The 15,899-nt window shown below is 68.2% G+C and carries 14 protein-coding genes and 2 pseudogenes; 11 read left to right on the top strand and 5 right to left on the bottom strand.

The genetic code is table 11. The annotated features are described in order from the left end of the window. Nucleotides 1–692: 692 nt before the first annotated feature. Entirely contained in the window at nt 693–1,589 is an 897-nt protein-coding gene (locus ACSDR0_RS43050; RefSeq protein ID WP_435294749.1) for an SDR family oxidoreductase, read from the bottom strand. Nucleotides 1,590–1,916: 327 nt separating this feature from the next. On the opposite strand from ACSDR0_RS43050, the gene ACSDR0_RS43045 reads away from it, so the two are divergent. Both ACSDR0_RS43045 and ACSDR0_RS43040 read left to right on the top strand, forming a co-directional pair. Next, nucleotides 1,917–2,975, top strand: coding sequence for an NAD(P)H-dependent amine dehydrogenase family protein (locus ACSDR0_RS43045; protein WP_435294748.1), 1,059 nt, complete (start codon nt 1,917–1,919; stop codon nt 2,973–2,975). Between the two features lie 267 nt (nt 2,976–3,242). Further along, nucleotides 3,243–3,557 (top strand): annotated as a pseudogene (locus tag ACSDR0_RS43040) (nSTAND1 domain-containing NTPase); the annotation flags it as partial. Here ACSDR0_RS43040 and ACSDR0_RS43035 read toward each other — a convergent pair. After that, nucleotides 3,473–3,667 carry a hypothetical protein gene (locus tag ACSDR0_RS43035; protein ID WP_435294752.1) on the bottom strand — a complete coding sequence of 65 codons (195 nt, stop codon included), beginning with the start codon at nt 3,665–3,667 and terminating at the stop codon, nt 3,473–3,475. The pseudogene ACSDR0_RS43040 and the gene ACSDR0_RS43035 sit on opposite strands and share 85 nt — an antisense overlap. 146 nt (nt 3,668–3,813) lie before the next feature. Between ACSDR0_RS43035 and ACSDR0_RS43030 the strand changes: the two genes are divergently transcribed. The 3 genes and pseudogenes from ACSDR0_RS43030 (at nt 3,814) to ACSDR0_RS43020 (ending at nt 4,516) form a co-directional block, all read left to right on the top strand. Beyond that, nucleotides 3,814–4,137 carry a hypothetical protein gene (locus tag ACSDR0_RS43030; protein ID WP_435294751.1) on the top strand — a complete coding sequence of 108 codons (324 nt, stop codon included), beginning with the start codon at nt 3,814–3,816 and terminating at the stop codon, nt 4,135–4,137. Continuing rightward, nucleotides 4,103–4,255, top strand: a pseudogene (locus ACSDR0_RS43025) (hypothetical protein); the annotation flags it as partial. The gene ACSDR0_RS43030 and the pseudogene ACSDR0_RS43025, both read left to right, overlap by 35 nt. Nucleotides 4,256–4,303: 48 nt before the next feature. Continuing rightward, nucleotides 4,304–4,516 (top strand): hypothetical protein, encoded by a 213-nt coding sequence (locus ACSDR0_RS43020; RefSeq protein WP_435294750.1) that lies wholly within the window; start codon nt 4,304–4,306, stop codon nt 4,514–4,516. A gap of 106 nt (nt 4,517–4,622) precedes the next feature. Here ACSDR0_RS43020 and ACSDR0_RS43015 read toward each other — a convergent pair whose 3' ends face one another. The 3 genes from ACSDR0_RS43015 to ACSDR0_RS43005 form a co-directional block, all read right to left on the bottom strand. Further along, a complete protein-coding gene (locus ACSDR0_RS43015; protein WP_435294747.1) occupies nt 4,623–5,129 on the bottom strand; it encodes a flavin reductase family protein in 507 nt (168 codons plus the stop codon). Nucleotides 5,130–5,248: 119 nt separating this feature from the next. Further along, the gene (locus tag ACSDR0_RS43010; protein ID WP_435294746.1) at nt 5,249–5,770 is read right to left on the bottom strand and encodes an NADPH-dependent FMN reductase; all 522 of its coding nucleotides are present in this window, start codon (nt 5,768–5,770) and stop codon (nt 5,249–5,251) included. Next, a complete protein-coding gene (locus tag ACSDR0_RS43005) occupies nt 5,767–6,549 on the bottom strand; it encodes an ABC transporter ATP-binding protein (protein ID WP_435294745.1) in 783 nt (260 codons plus the stop codon). Before ACSDR0_RS43005 ends, ACSDR0_RS43010 begins: the two co-directional genes overlap by 4 nt. Before the next feature lie 289 nt (nt 6,550–6,838). Here ACSDR0_RS43005 and ACSDR0_RS43000 point away from each other — a divergent pair, with 289 nt between their 5' ends. From ACSDR0_RS43000 to ACSDR0_RS42975, 6 genes are all read left to right on the top strand, one after another. Then, the gene (locus tag ACSDR0_RS43000) at nt 6,839–7,732 is read left to right on the top strand and encodes a glutathione S-transferase family protein (RefSeq protein WP_435294744.1); all 894 of its coding nucleotides are present in this window, start codon (nt 6,839–6,841) and stop codon (nt 7,730–7,732) included. 216 nt (nt 7,733–7,948) lie between these two features. Continuing rightward, nucleotides 7,949–10,477, top strand: coding sequence for a glycoside hydrolase family 9 protein (locus ACSDR0_RS42995; RefSeq protein WP_435294743.1), 2,529 nt, complete (start codon nt 7,949–7,951; stop codon nt 10,475–10,477). 114 nt (nt 10,478–10,591) lie between these two features. After that, complete coding sequence (locus ACSDR0_RS42990) at nt 10,592–10,951, top strand: type II toxin-antitoxin system RelE/ParE family toxin (protein WP_435294742.1); 360 nt, start codon at nt 10,592–10,594, stop codon at nt 10,949–10,951. Between the two features lie 7 nt (nt 10,952–10,958). Then, nucleotides 10,959–11,237 carry a helix-turn-helix domain-containing protein gene (locus ACSDR0_RS42985; protein ID WP_435294741.1) on the top strand — a complete coding sequence of 93 codons (279 nt, stop codon included), beginning with the start codon at nt 10,959–10,961 and terminating at the stop codon, nt 11,235–11,237. A gap of 45 nt (nt 11,238–11,282) precedes the next feature. Next, nucleotides 11,283–11,948 (top strand): B3/B4 domain-containing protein, encoded by a 666-nt coding sequence (locus ACSDR0_RS42980; protein ID WP_435294740.1) that lies wholly within the window; start codon nt 11,283–11,285, stop codon nt 11,946–11,948. Nucleotides 11,949–12,141: 193 nt separating this feature from the next. Continuing rightward, on the top strand, nt 12,142–15,837 hold the full coding sequence (locus ACSDR0_RS42975) for a multifunctional oxoglutarate decarboxylase/oxoglutarate dehydrogenase thiamine pyrophosphate-binding subunit/dihydrolipoyllysine-residue succinyltransferase subunit (protein WP_435294739.1): 3,696 nt from the start codon (nt 12,142–12,144) through the stop codon (nt 15,835–15,837). The last annotated feature ends 62 nt before the right edge of the window (nt 15,838–15,899 follow it).

Below are 15,899 nucleotides of genomic sequence, written 5' to 3'. Positions count from 1 at the left end.
TCGTGATGCCGGACGGGATCGAGCCGTGCACGTAGTCGGCGGTCTCGGTGAACAACAACACCCGGAAGGCCGCCGCCTTCGCGGCTCCCGCGTTCGCCGGAGACATCGACAGACCGGAGAACACGGATAACAGGAGCAGGATCGGAACCATTAAGGCGGTGAGCTGGCGGCGCATGGAATCTCCTGGGGGGATGAGAAGGACATGCGAAACAAACCGGGCGGCCTTGGCGGGCGGACCGGTTGGGATGCCGGGAGAGGGTGGCAGGAAACCTCGAAATCTACCGGTTTCTGGCTTATTTCCTCCTTATTTCAGGATAGTAAGGACGAGTTCTGACGGCCGTCAAGCAAAAGGTTGCTTGGTCAAAACAGAAAGGTCCCTTCCGGGCAACGAAAGCGGACCGGTCCAAAGAGTCTCTTCAGGGCTCTACCGGGCCATTCATCCGATTCCTGCATCTTCACGGCCCCTTCGGGCCATCCCAAAACCGCCTCACAACTGCCCCGGAATCGCCCCGGAACTGTCCAGGAACCGCCTCGGGCAACGAAAAGGGCGCCCTCGAAACGAGAGCGCCCTTCGACCGGCCGGCCTTTCAACCGGCCGGCCCTTCATCCGTCCGTCCGTTCAGCCGTTCAGCCGACCGTCCGTTCAGCCGGCCGTCGTGACCTCGGCGGCCACCGCCGCCCGTCCGCGACGGTCAGAGCATGGCCTTCATCGAGGCGGTCGCCTGCTGGCCGAGGGTGGTCGGGGTCAGGTACGGCTGCTCGGCGAGGATCGCCTCCCAGTTGTCCCGGATGTCCTCGACGGTGTGGCCGTCCTGCCGCCAGCCGGGCCCCTCGGCCACGAACACCCGGGCGATCCGGCCGGCGCCGACGCTGAAGACCTCGCCACTGGTCTCGCAGGCCTCGTGCGCCAGGAAGGTCACCAGGACGCTGACCCGCTCCGCGGTGAACTTGGCCTCGAACTCGGCGGGCAGAAGCTCCTCGGTCATCCGGGTCCAGGCGATCGGCGCGATCGCGTTGGCCTTGATCCCGGCCCTGGCGCCCTCGATGCCGAGCGTCTTGGTGAGGCCGACCAGCCCCATCTTGGCGGTGGAGTAGTTGGCCTGCCCGAAGTTGCCGAACAGCCCGGCCGGTGAGGAGGTGTTGATGATCCGGCCGTACCCCTGCTCCTTGAGGTAGGGGAACGCCGCCCGGCTGACCAGGAACGATCCGCGGACGTGGACGGCGAGGACCTGGTCGAACTCCTCGACGCTCATCTTGCCGAAGGACTTGTCCCGCAGGATGCCGGCGTTGTTGACGACGATGTCGAGCCGCCCGTAGGTGTCGATCGCGGTCCGTACGATCGCCTGGGCCCCCTCGGGGGTCGCGACGTTGTCGGTGCTGGCGGTCGCCTCTCCGCCGTTCTTCCTGATCAGCTCGACCACCTCGGCGGCCGGGCCCGCGGAGGCGCCGGTGCCGTCCAGTGCCCCGCCCAGGTCGTTGACGACCACCTTGGCGCCGCGCTCGGCGAGCGACAGCGCGTGCGAGCGGCCGAGTCCGTGCCCGGCGCCGGTGATGACCGCGACCCTGCCGTCAAACCGCAGCTCTGACATCCGCAACCCTCCCACGAGAACATAATTCTAGTCGTCTGAACAATAGCCCGACCGACCCCGGTGATGCCATGGGGGATCCCCGGGACGCCACCTGCGGAACCTTCGGGACACCGCCCCCGAAACCGGCACGAGCCGCCGGCGGGCCCTTCACGACATCACAGGGAAAGGCGCGCGGCGGTAACCGGAAATGCTTGGGATCATTGCGCATAGTAAGCACACGTGTTAATTTCTGCTAAAGTTTTTGCCCCACACGGGCGAGGGTCAACGACGACACCCCTCACTTTTCCTTGTACGGCCCCGCCCAATATTTTGGGCTGGAGGCCCTATATGTCCTTATCGCCGCCCCTGCGCGTGGTCCAGTGGGCCACGGGCGCCGTCGGCAGACACTCCCTGCGCAGCGTGATCACTCGGCCGGAGTTCGAGCTGGCCGGGGTGCTGGTCTACGACCCGGACAAGGTGGGACTGGACGCGGGGACCCTCGTGGGGCTCCCCGAGACCGGTGTCACCTGCACCGACGACGTCGAGAAGATTCTCGCCACGGAGGCCGACTGCGTGCTGCACATGCCACTGCCGGCGTCCTACTTCGGTGGGGAGCATCCGAGCGACGTGGAGGCCATCTGCGCGCTGCTCGCCGCCGGCAAGAACGTCATCACCACCACCGGGTTCGTGTATCCCAAGTGCTACGGCCCGGGAGTGGTGGAGCGCCTGGAGGCCGCCTGCCGCGCGGGACGGTCGTCCCTGCACGGCACCGGCGTCAACCCCGGTTTCATGAGCGACATCCTGCCGCTCACGCTGACCGGCCTGTCCAGCCGCGTCGACCACATCTACGTCCGGGAGTCGTCCGACTTCCGAGGCCATCCGTCCCGGCAGATCGTGGTGGACCTGTTCGGCTTCACGCGTTCAGCCAAGGACTACGTCGCCGCGGTGCGTCCCTTCCGCGCCTTCCAGCGCTCGCTGTTCGCCGAGAGCGTCCAGTTCGTGGCCGACAACCTCGGCGTGGCCCTCGACGAGGTCGAGGAGAGCGACGAGTTCGAGCTCGCGTCCGAGGAGTTCGAGATCATCTCGGGGCTGGTCAGGGTGGGCACCGTGTGCGCGTCCCGCTGGATGTTCAGCGGGCTGGTCCGCGGCCGTCCCTTCATGACCGTGGAGTGCGTCTACAAGGCCGACGCCGACCGGGTGCGACGCTGGGCCGATCCCGGCTTCAGCGTCCACATCGAAGGTGTTCCCCAGCTGATGCTCACCGTCGACGAGATCTCCCACGGCCTGGCCGGTGCCGCCGCCCACGCCGTGAACTCCATCGCCGCCCTCTGTGCCGCCCCACCGGGCATCCGCACCGCGCTGGATCTCCCCCTGGCCACCGGCCGGGGCACCGTCCGCCTCGCCTGAGGATCCTCCTCGGCCCCCCTCCGAGGCATCCTCAGGACGGACGTTTGCGGCCCGCCGGACACCGGCACACCGTCGACCCGCCCACGACTCCGGTCAAGAACCGGCTCGAACACGTGCGGCACCAGCCTGACCCGCTGGAAGGATCATCATCGGAACCGGACTCACCGCCTTCGAGTCATCACACGCGCATATTTCCTGATCGTTGCGGCGATCCACATGTCACTGAACGAGCCAACCGCATGGCGGATATAAGCCTCGTTCGTGGCGATGACCGGTGCCCACAAAGCCGTCGATCAAAAATATGTGACATTTAGTGCATTGCTGGATATAAACCCTTATGCACACCCGCCGAGGCAGTGCGGATCTTCAACGTGCGATGTTCTTCGATTTCATGACACTCAGCGACTGCTGCTCCGGCTCATACACCTCGACGACCAGACGGACGCCACGAGACGGCGGGTGGCGATTGCCGATCTGCTGCTGGACGGTTCTCAAGGTCAGGCGGTCGCGAGCACGATCCTGAGCAGGTTCGTGGAGGCCCGTCTCATCACGGTCGACCAGGACAGCGCGGAGATCACGCACGAGGCGCTCATCCAGGCATGGCCCAGGTTGAAGAACTGGATCGATACGGACCGGGCAGTTTGCTCATGTGTCAGCATCTTGCCGAGGACACCGACACCTGGGTACGTCACGCCCACGACTCCGCGTATCTCTATCTCGACAGCCGGCTGGTGTCGGTCCAAGCCGCTCTGGACGACTCCAGTGAGCTCACCGCGAACGAACGTTCCTTCAGGCGTCGAGCCGGAGTACCCGCCGACGCCGGAGGATCACCACCGCGGTGATCGCCGCCCTGTCCGTACTGCTTCTCACCGCCGTCACGGCCGGCTTCTACGCCCGGCAGCAGAGCGACGAGGCGATCCAGCAGAGAAACCGGGCCATCGCGAGCCAGGTGAGCGACACCGCGAACACGGTGTCGGACCGCCCTCTCAGCGGCTTTCTCGCCCTGATCTCGTATCGGCTCGCACCGCTCCCCCAAACCCGTGGAGCCGTGCTCAGCGCACGCACCTGGCAGACCGGCACACGGCTCTCAGGTCACAGGAACGCCGTGTGGGCCACCACCTTCAACCCTGACGGCCGGCTTTCTGGCGTCCGCGTCCGATGATCGCACCGTCCGTCTGTGGGATGTCCGGGATCCGGCCCGCCCCCGCACACGCCACATACTGACCGGCCACATCCAGGCCGTCCGCGGGGTCGCCTTCCATCCCGGAGGAAGGATTCTGGCGACATGCGACGTCGCGGACCCCGCGAAACCCCGCGTTACGACGATCATGAAGCGGGATCAGGATTATCCGATCGCCGCGGCGTTCATCGACGAGCGCGACACCCTCCTCACCGGAACGCAGAACGGAAAGCTCCAGCTCTGGAACCTTGACATCAACGAAGCGATCCGCTTCATCTGCGGAGTCGGCGGTACGCCCATAACTCAGGCGGAGTGGAGCCAATACATTCCCGATATTCCCTACACGCCGCCGTGCACATGAGATCTCATCAGTTGGCGACATTCCACGACCGGTATGAAACCGCACACCCTAGGAGAGCTCACCTCTCCTATCGCCGATCACGTGAAAACGGCGGGCCGTAGCGGTGTCAGGGGTGCGGGGTGAAACGCCCGAAGCGGCCCTGGTGGTACAGGAGCGGGCGCCCGCCGGGTTCGAGGCCGGTCTCGGTGACGAGTCCGACGACCAGGACGTGGTCGCCGATGTCGACGGTGGAGTGGGGAGCGCACACCAGGTGGGCCGAGACGCCGCCCAGCAGCGGGACACCCAGGTACCCGGGGGTCCAGGAGGTGGGGGCGGCGAAGCGGTCGACGCCCTTCCTGGCGAAACGCGAGGCCACCTCGGCCTGGTCGCTGGCCAGGATGTTCACCGCGAAATGATCGGCCTGCCGGAGCCAGGGCCAGGTGGTCGAGGACTGGTCCACGTAGAAGGAGACCAGCGGGGGCGCGAGGCTGACGGACGAGAACGAGGTGGCCGTGAGACCGACCGGCACTCCGTCGACCTGAGCGGTGACGACGACGACCCCGGCCGCATGGACGGCCAGCGCCTGCCGGAAGCTCTCGGCGTCGACCTCGCGGCCCGACAGCGTCTCGGTCATGGCACCTCGCTCAGGACTGTGTGAGGTATCACCAAGATGCTCCACTTGGTCACTTTTCCCCCTCTGAGGAACAAAGGACACTTCTCAGAACCCATTACGACCGCCATCTCTTCCCCGCGTCATTCCGGAGCCCTTTTTCCGAGTGCCGCCACTACCTGTGGGCCGACCCGATCGGCCCAGGGGTCGAGAACGGCGTCGAGATCGGGAATCTGTGACTCCAGCAGCGCGAGGCCCGGCGTGGGAACGGTCGCGCCGAGTTCCACCAGCAGCGGCCGGAAGTGGACCTCCACCGCCAGCGAGTGCTTGGCGTCGCCCATCACCAGGAGCGGGATCGCGACGGCCGAGGCGAGCGCGCCGCCCGGCAGCCGGTCGAGGAACACCTTGAGCAGGCCGGTGTAGGTGGCCTTGTAGGTCGGGCTCGCCACCACCAGCACGTCGGCTCCGGCGACCAGCTCCAGCGCGGCCTTCACCTCCGGCGCCGTCTCGGGGGCGAACAGCAGCGGGGCCAGGGCCGCCAGATCGACGACCTCCGGAGCCTCCCCGTCCCCGATCCGCCGGGCGACGGCCTCCGCCGCCCGGACGGCCACCCCGTGGGTGCGTGATCCAGGTCGCGGGTTTCCCACCACGGTCACGATGCTCATGAGGCCACCGGTGCTTTCTGGTCGACGTCGAAACGGAGAAGCTTCCATACCTCGTGGCGGTACTCGCCGAAGCGGGGACCGTCCCTCGGGTCACCCTCGCGGGAGCCGAGATCCACCTCGACGGCCCGCTGGATCCGTCCGGGCCGGGGGGTCATGACCGCGACCCTCCGGCCGAGATAGACGGCCTCGTCGATGCTCCGGGTGGTGAACAGGATCGTCGTGCCGGTTCTCTCCCAGATTCGTACCAGCTCCTCCTGGAGCGACGCTCTAGTTCCGGCGTCCAGGGCGGCGAAGGGATCGTCGAGCAGCAGGACGGCCGGATCCGCGGCCAGGCTTCTGGCGATGGCGACGCGCTGGGGCATGCCGAGGGAGAGCTCGTGGGGATAGCGGTCGCCGAACTCGCCCAGCCCCACGAGGTCCAGATACCCCCTGGCCAGGTCGGCGCGCTCCCGCCTCGTGGCGGCCCTGCCCTCCAGCGCGAACTCGATGTTGGACAGCGCCGTACGCCAGGGGAACAGCGCGTACTGCTGCAGGACGATCCCCCGGTCGAGGCCGGGGCCGTCGAGGGGGACGCCGTCCAGGAGGACGCGGCCGGTGGTCGGCGCGGCCAGCCCGGCGATCAGGTCGAGGAGGGCGGACTTGCCGCAGCCGCTCGGCCCGACCAGGGTGAGGAGTTCCCCCGCCCGTACGTCGAGGTTGACGTCGTCGAGGGCGGTGAAGGAGCGTTGGGTGTCACGGCCGGTGAAGTTCTTGCCGACCCCCTGGATCCGGAGCTTCACCGGGGACCCCCCGAGGGGGCGTGGAAGACGACGGGGACATGTCTGATCATGATCACGATATGCGTCCTGTGAGGTGTGGGAGGGGACGGCGGGTCGATTCGTGATCACGGACACTGGGCGCTGAACACACGGCAGAGGTCGACGTGCGCGCACCGAGTCAGATAGATGCCCATACCGGAGAAACTACGCACCGCTCCCCAGTAAGTCAATATTTCCTACTGGTTGTACATGAAATACCTCGGAGGGACCGGCATCCCCCTCCCGGCCGAAGGTCCCGTACCGTCGAGACATGAAGCTGGAAAAGGAGATCTCCGGCGGTGGCCGCTTCGAGAGGCAGCCGAACCGGTTCACGACCCGCATCGAGGCGGGCGGCGAGCACCCGCCGGAGCCCGGCCGCTACCAGATCTACGCCTCCTACGCCTGCCCGTGGGCGCACCGCTCCCTCATCGTCCGCGAGCTGCTGGGCCTGCGGGAGGTGATCGGGGTGACGATCGTCGACCCGATCAGGGACGAGAAGGGCTGGCGGATCCCCGGGGGCGACCCGGTGACCGGGGTGGAGTATCTCTCCGAGCTCTACCTGGCGACCGACCCCGGCTACGAGGGCCGCTACACGGTGCCCTGCGTCTGGGACGTCACCGCCGGGCGCCTCGTCACCAACGACTACCCGCAGATCACCCTCACCTTAGAGACGGCCTTCGCTCCGTGGCACGCCGAGGGCGCACCCGACCTCTACCCGGAGGAGTTGCGCGAGGAGATCGACGCGCTCAACGAGGTGATCTTCCATGGCCTCAACAACGGCGTCTACCGGGCCGGGTTCGCCCGCTCGCAGGAGGCGTACGACGAGGCGGTCACCGAGGTGTTCGCCACGCTCGACCTGCTGGAAGAGCGGCTGTCCACCCGCCGGCGCCTGCACGGCGACGCGCTCACCGAGAGCGACGTGCGGCTCTACCCGACGCTCGCCAGGTTCGACGCCGTCTACAACACGCACTTCAAGTGCTCGGTGCGGCGGCTGACCGACCACCCGGCGCTGTGGGCCTACGCCCGCGAGCTTCACGCCATCCCCGCGTTCCGCGACACGACCGATTTCGACCAGATCAAGCGGCACTACTTCGTGACGCAGACGAACATCAACCCGAGCGGGATCGTGCCCCGGGGACCGGAGATCGACTGGACCGCTCCCTGAGGCGACCCCCGGAGCCGTGAAAGTTTCATCGGGCAAATCGGTCATTCGCCCGGTCGGCGTGCGGTCCGGGAGGGTGACCGGTTGACGGTGGGTGAAACGCGCTGGAAACATCGGGCACCCAGGTTGTGGGAGCGCTCCCACTTGGATTCCCCCGACCGGGGTCCTCGGATCCCGCGCTCCCGCAACCTGGCACCTCCCCCGCCCAAAGGACCCCTCGTGATCAGACCACCGACCTGGCTCGCCCTCGCCGCCGCCGCCGCCCTGGTGACCCTGACCCCCCTGCCCGCCGCCGCCGACGGCCCCGAACAGATCGTCAACGGCACCTTCGACACCGGCACCGCCCCCTGGTGGAGCACCGGCAACACCGCGCTGGAGGTCGAGGACGGCCGCCTGTGCGCCGACATCCCCGGCGGCACCGCCAACCCGTGGGACGTCATCGTCGGCCAGAACGACATCCCCCTGGTCAAAGACGAGACGTACGAGTTCTCCTTCTTCGGGATCGCGACGCCGGGGCGGGTGGCCAAGGCCCTCGTCCAGCTCCCGGTGGATCCCTACACGCAGTACCTGTCGGCCAATCCCGAGCTGAGCGTGTCCGGTAACGACTACCGCTACACCTTCACCTCGCCTGTGGACCTGCCGGGCGCGCAGGTGGCGTTCCAGCTCGGGGGCAGCGCCACCCCGTGGAGGTTCTGCGTGGACAACGTCTCCCTGAAGGGCGGGGCCGAGCCTGACGTCTACGAACCGGACACCGGGCCCCGCGTCCGGGTGAACATGGTCGGCTACCTGCCCTCGGGGCCGAAGAACGCCACCCTCGTCACCGAGGGGACGGAGCCGGTGGGCTGGAAGCTCAGGCGCGGCGGGGAGGTCGTCGCCGAGGGGGACACCGTCCCGCGCGGCGTCGACGGGAGTTCCGGCCAGAACGTGCACTCGATCGACTTCGGCACGGTCACCACCCCCGGCACCGGCTACACGCTGGAGGCCGACGGCGAGACCAGCCGCCCCTTCGACATCGGCACGGACGTCTACGGCGAGCTCAGGACCGACGCGCTGAAGTTCTACTACACCCAGCGCAGCGGCATCCCGATCCTCGACGACCTCCGCCCCGGCTACGGAAGGCCCGCCGGGCACGCCGGGGTCGCCCCCAACCGGGGTGACGTCGCGGTGCCCTGCCAGCCGGGCGTCTGCGACTACACGCTGAACGTCAAGGGCGGCTGGTACGACGCTGGCGACCACGGCAAGTACGTCGTCAACGGCGGCATCTCCGTCCACCAGCTGATGTCCGCCTTCGAGCGCGCCAAGGCCGACGGCCTCCACAAGGACGGCGACCTCGACATCCCCGAGAGCGGCAACGGGGTGCCCGACATCCTCGACGAGGCCCGCTGGGAGCAGGAGTTCCTGCTCAGCATGCAGGTCCCCGACGGCGAACCGTACGCGGGAATGGCCCACCACAAGATCCACGACGCCGCGTGGACCGGTCTGCCCCTCCTGCCCCACCTGGACCCGCAGCCACGTGAGCTGCACCCGGTCTCCACCGCCGCCACCCTCAACCTGGCGGCCACCGCGGCCCAGGCGGCCCGGCTCTTCGCCCCGTACGACGCCGCGTTCGCCGCGCGCAACCTCGCGGCGGCCAGGAAGGCGTGGGCGGCGGCGAAGGCCAACCCCGCGCGGTACGCGGACCCGGCGGACGGGGTGGGCGGCGGGGCCTACAACGACGACAACGTGACCGACGAGTTCTACTGGGCCGCGGCCGAGCTCTACCTCGCCACCGGCGAGAGGGAGTTCAAGAACCACGTGCTCGCCTCACCGCACCACACCGGCGACATCTGGCGCGAGCGCGGCTTCGACTGGGGCAACACCGCCCAGCTCGGCCGCCTGCAGCTGGCGTCCGTGCCCAGCGCGCTCCCCGACCGGGCGCGGGTGCGCCGGTCGGTCCTGGAGGGCGCCGACAGGTATCTCGCCGTCCAGAAGGCCCACCCCTACGGCGTTCCCTACAACCCGCCGGACTACGACTGGGGTTCCAACAACCTGGTGCTCAACAACATGATCGTGATGGCCGTCGCCCACGACCTGAGCGGCAAGGCGAAATACCGCGACGGGGTGCTGGAGGGGCTGGACTACCTCTTCGGGCGCAACGCCCTCAACCAGTCGTACGTGACCGGCTACGGCGAGGTCGCCTCCAAGAACCAGCACAGCCGCTGGTACGCCCACCAGCTCGACCCGTCCCTGCCCAACCCGCCGCGCGGAACCCTGGCCGGAGGCCCGAACTCCGCCATCCAGGACCCGGTGGCCCAGGCCAAGCTGCGAGGCTGCAAGCCCCAGTTCTGCTACATCGACGACATCGAGTCGTGGGCCACCAACGAGCTGACGATCAACTGGAACTCCCCGCTCGCCTGGATCGCCTCCTATCTCGCCGCCCCCGCCGTACCCGGCCCCTGCAAGATCACCTACACCAACCACGACCAGTGGCCGGAGGGGTTCAACACCCAGGTCACCATCACCAACACCGGGACCAAGGCCATCGACGGCTGGACCCTCACCTGGTCCTTCCTCGGCGGCCAGGCCGTACGGCGGCACTGGAGCGCCGCCCTCGCCCAGGACGGCGCGACCGTGACCGCCAGGAATCTCGCCTGGAACAAGACCATCAAGCCCGGCGGCTCGATCACCTTCGGCTTCATCGGCGCCGACGCCCCCGGCCCCAACCCCAAACCGGAACGCTTCCTCCTCAACGGCACCCTCTGCGGGTGACCGGCGCGACCTGACCCTGTACGTCCACAATCAGACGCCCAAGCCGGTGACCTGCGGTTACCGATGTTGACGTATCGCGGATTATATAATCGATGACATATAGCCTCACGCTCCGTGAGGCTATATGTCATCGAGCCCGAGATCCGATCTTGGCTTGAGTCGCTGTCCGAGCGCGACTACGTGAAGGTCGAAGCTCTGGCAGACCTTCTCTCCGAGCAGGCCGAGACGCTCGACGAGCCGTACTCCAGGCACCTTGGAGGCAAAGTGCGCGAGCTGCGCCTCTCGCTCACGCGCCGTGAGGCAAGGATCACCTACTGGCTCGCCCCCGGTCGACGGATCGTCCTTCTCACCGTATTCACCAAGACACGCCGCAGGGAGACCGGGCAGGTTGAACGCGCTCGTCGAGCACAGGTCGAATGTGAGAATCTTCATGTGGTCGCCTCTGAGGTCTACGACCGTGTCTGGAAGGACTGAGTGGGGCATGGCTCACAGCACGTGGGAGCGGACAGGCGCCGAGCGCCGGGCCGACGCCTACCAGGAGGCCCGCGAAGCACTGCTTCTGGGACAGCAGGTCTACAACCGCCGGGTGGAGCTCGGTCTTTCGCAGGCCGAACTGTCCGAGCGGGCCGGAATGACCCAGCCGCAGGTGTCCCGCCTGGAAACAGGGGGGGTGACCCCGACGCTGACACTGCTTCGGCGCCTGGCGAAAGCGCTGGACTCCGAGTTGAACGTCACCTTCACACCCCACGCGGCCGCCTGACGCCGTTCCCGGGGGCAGGGGCCTCGGGCACCCTAAACTGGGGCCGTGATCGAGGACATCCGGGTGGATCCCGCCGTCAGTACGCTCAGGCCCGACTTCGGGGTGCTGGTGATGGGGGTGTACGGGCTGCGCAACGGGCCCACGGACGACAGGTCCCGGGCCTGGCTGGCGGAGGCGGCGGAGAAGGCCGTGGCGGTCGACGACCCGAGGGTCGAGGCGTGGCGGGAGGCCTACCGGGGGTTCGGCGCGAAGCCGCAGCGGACCAGGCCGTCGGTGGACGCCCTGGTCAGGCGGATGCCGCCGCCGGAGATCAACCGGGTGGTCGACGCCTACAACGCGATCAGCATCAGGCACGGCCTGCCGATCGGCGGCGAGGATCTGACCCGCTACGAGGGGACGGCCAGGCTGGTGCGCGCGAGCGGCGACGAGCCGTTCGAGGTCGTCGAGAAGGGCGAGCCCGCGATCGACCACCCGGAGGCCGGCGAGGTCGTCTGGCGCGACGACAGGGGCGTCACCTGCCGCCGCTGGAACTGGCGGCAGTGTGTCCGCACCCGAATCACCGAGGAGACGACCGACGCGCTGTTCCTTCTGGAGCGGCTCGCGCCCCTGTCCCAGGAGGAACTGCGGGCGGCCGGGGACGAGCTCGCGGGGCTGCTCGAAGATGTCACCCCGGGGATACGGGTGGAGTCTCGACTGGTCTGGCCGGGCTGACCACGCCCGCCGAATCGGGCTGACCAGCGCCTGAGCGAGTAAACAGTTACCCGGTGACTGACCGTTTTAGCCCGTACTGAGAGGATCGGCAAGGAAGCTGTCGTCAGACTGGCGCAGGTCCGAGCCGAGGCGAGTAGCCTTGGACAGGTTCTCTATCATCAACGCCGATCTGCGGAAGAGGGCGATTTCCGCCGTGTCGTCTGAGTCGTCGCGGACAAACCCGCTGGCAGCCTTTGGTCAGAACGAATGGCTTGTCGACGAGCTGTACCAGAAGTACCTCCAGGACCCCGAGTCGGTCGACCGGGCCTGGTGGAACTTCTTTGCCGACTACAGCCCTGATTCGGGGTCCGGCCGTGCCGCGCCCCAGGGCGCGGCTGCCGCCGCGCCTCCACCGACACCCGCTGCGCCCTCGGCCACCCCGGCCGCGGCTCAGGCCACCCCGGCCCCCGCGGCGAAGACCCCAGCGCCGGCGGCGGCCAAGCCCGCCCCGGCGGACCAACCCAAGCAGGAGACGCAGTTGCCCGCCGCCGCCGGTGCCGAGGAAGTCCGACTGCGCGGCGCCGCCGCGAGGACTGCGGCCAACATGGAGGCCAGCCTCGTTGTCCCGACGGCGACCAGTGTGCGCGCGGTCCCGGCGAAGCTGCTCATCGACAACCGGATCGTGATCAACAATCACCTGTCGCGCGGTCGCGGCGGCAAGGTGTCGTTCACGCACATCATCGGCTACGCGGTGATCAAGGCCCTCAAGGTCCTGCCGGAGATGAACCACTCCTACACCGAGGTCGACGGCAAGCCGGTGCTGGTCAAGCCCGAGCACGTCAACCTGGGCCTGGCCATCGACGTCGCCAAGAGCGACGGCACCCGCCAGCTCCTGGTCCCGTCGATCAAGGCGACCGAGGGGATGGACTTCCGCCAGTTCTGGGTCGCGTACGAAGAGGTCGTGCGCAAGGCCAGGGCGGGCAAGCTGGGTGTCGACGACTTCAGCGGCACGACGATCTCGCTGACCAACCCGGGCACCATCGGCACCGTGCACTCGGTGCCGCGCCTGATGCCGGGGCAGGGCACGATCATCGGCGTCGGCGCGATGGAGTACCCCGCCGAATACCAGGGGGCCTCCCCCGAGACGCTCTCCCGCCTCGCGGTGAGCAAGGTCATGACGATCACCAGCACGTACGACCACCGCATCATCCAGGGCGCCCAGTCGGGCGACTTCCTGCGGCAGGTCCACCGGCTGCTGCTCGGCGAGGACGGCTTCTACGACGAGATCTTCGAGGCCCTCCGGATCCCGTACGAGCCGATCCGCTGGGTCCAGGACATCTCGACCACGCACGACGACGACGTGGCGAAGTCGGCCCGGGTCATCGAGCTGATCCACGCCTTCCGGGTCCGCGGCCACCTCATGGCCGACACCGACCCGCTGGAGTACAAGCAGCGCAAGCACCCCGACCTCGACATCAAGTCGCACGGCCTGACCCTGTGGGACCTGGAGCGCGAGTTCGCCACCGGCGGTTTCGGCGGCCGGCCCCTGATGAAGCTGCGCGAGATCCTCGGCGTGCTGCGTGACTCCTACTGCCGCACCATCGGCGTGGAGTACATGCACATGCAGAACCCCGAGGAGCGGGCCTGGATCCAGGCCCGCATCGAGCGGCCGCACGCCAAGCCCGACCGCGAGGAGCAGCTGCGCGTCCTGGAGCGGCTGAACACCGCCGAGGCGTTCGAGACGTTCCTGCAGACGAAGTTCGTCGGGCAGAAGCGCTTCTCGCTGGAGGGCGGCGAGTCGCTGATCCCGCTGCTCGACTCGGTGCTGAGCTCCGCGGCCGAGGAGCGGCTCGACGAGGCCGTGGTCGGCATGGCCCACCGCGGGCGCCTCAACGTGCTGGCCAACATCGTCGGCAAGTCGTACGGGCAGATCTTCGGCGAGTTCGAGGGCAACATCGACCCGCGCAGCGCCCACGGTTCCGGTGACGTGAAGTACCACCTGGGCGCCAGCGGCGACTTCGTCTCGCCCGACGGCTCCAAGCTCAAGACCTCGGTCGTGGCCAACCCCTCCCACCTGGAGACGGTCGACCCGGTCCTGGAGGGTGTGGTCCGCGCCAAGCAGGACCTCCTGGAGCGCGGCGAGGAGGGCTTCACCGTCCTGCCGGTGCTCGTCCACGGCGACGCGGCCTTCGCGGGCCAGGGCGTGGTGGCCGAGACGCTCAACCTGTCGCAGCTGCGGGGCTACCGCACCGGCGGCACCGTGCACATCGTGGTCAACAACCAGGTCGGTTTCACCACCAGCCCGGCCAGCTCGCGCTCCAGCGTGTACGCCACCGACGTGGCCCGGATGATCCAGGCCCCGATCTTCCACGTCAACGGCGACGACCCCGAGGCCGTGGTCAGGGTCGGCAGGCTGGCGTTCGAATACCGCCAGGCGTTCCGCAAGGACGTGGTGATCGACCTGATCTGCTACCGGCGCCGCGGCCACAACGAGGCCGACAACCCGGGCTTCACCCAGCCGCTGATGTACGACCTGATCGACGCCAAGCGCTCCACCCGCAAGCTCTACACCGAGGCGCTGATCGGCCGGGGCGACATCACGGTGGAGGAGGCCGAGGGCGCGCTCCGCGACTACCAGGCCAAGCTGGAGAACGCCTTCGCCGCGACCCGCGCGGCGGTCAAGGACCCGACGGGCGAGTTCTCCCGCCGGACCGACATGGAGAACGTCCCCTGGTCGCACGAGGACGTCGAGACGGCCATCTCCGAGGAGACCGTCAAGCGGATCGTGGAGACCCAGCTCAACATGCCGGAGGGCTTCACCGTCCACCCGCGCCTGCTGCCGGTGCTGCAGCGCCGCGGGCAGATGGTCGCCGAGGATCACATCGACTGGGGCATGGGCGAGACCCTGGCCTTCGGGTCGCTGCTGATCGACGGCCACCCGGTCCGCCTCGTCGGCCAGGACTCGCGGCGCGGCACGTTCACCCAGCGGCACGCCGTGCTGGTCGATCGCGTCACGGGCGAGGAGCACACCCCGCTCAAGACGTTCAACCAGGGCACCACGAAGTTCTACATCTACGACTCCCTGCTGAGCGAGTACGCCGCGCTCGGCTTCGAGTACGGCTACAGCGTGGAGCGGCCCGAGGCGCTGGTCGCCTGGGAGGCGCAGTTCGGCGACTTCGTCAACGGCGCCCAGTCGATCATCGACGAGTACCTCACCTCGGGTGAGCAGAAGTGGGGTCAGCGCTCCGGCGTCACCCTGCTGCTGCCGCACGGCTACGAGGGGCAGGGGCCCGACCACTCCTCGGCCCGCATCGAGCGCTTCCTGCAGATGTGCGCCCAGGACAACATGACCGTGGCGCAGCCCACGGTTCCGGCCAACTACTTCCACCTGCTGCGCTGGCAGACGCTGTCGAACCGGCACCGCCCGCTGGTGGTGTTCACGCCCAAGTCGCTGCTGCGGCACAAGGCGGCGATCTCGGCGGTCAGCGACTTCACCTCGGGGTCGTTCCGGCCGGTGCTGGGCGACACCACGGCTCCCCCGAACGGTGTCCGCAAGGTCGTGCTGGTCTCCGGCAAGCTCTACTACGACCTGGCGGCGGCCCGTGACAAGCAGGGCCGCAACGACGTGGCGGTCGTCCGTCTCGAGCGCCTCTACCCGTTCCCCGGCGACCCGCTGGAGACCGAGCTGAGCCGCTACGCCCCCGACATCGAGCTGGTGTGGGCACAGGACGAGCCGCTCAACATGGGTCCGTGGCCGTTCCTGGCGCTCAAGATGGCCGAGAACCCCGGTGTCTTCAACGGGCGTTCGATCAAGCGGGTCTCCCGCAAGGCCAACTCCTCCCCGGCGACCGGTTCGCACTCCACCCACGAGGTCGAGCTGCAGCAGATGCTGGGCGAGATCTTCAACTAGGCGACCGGCCACCGGCCGGTCCGACGCAGGCGTCACCACGGAAGTCCCCCGCAGGAGCCTCT

It is taken from the genome of Streptosporangium sp. G11 (assembly GCF_051192615.1).
GTDB lineage: Bacteria > Actinomycetota > Actinomycetes > Streptosporangiales > Streptosporangiaceae > Streptosporangium.
This window is presented reverse-complemented; position numbering and strand designations above follow the sequence as displayed.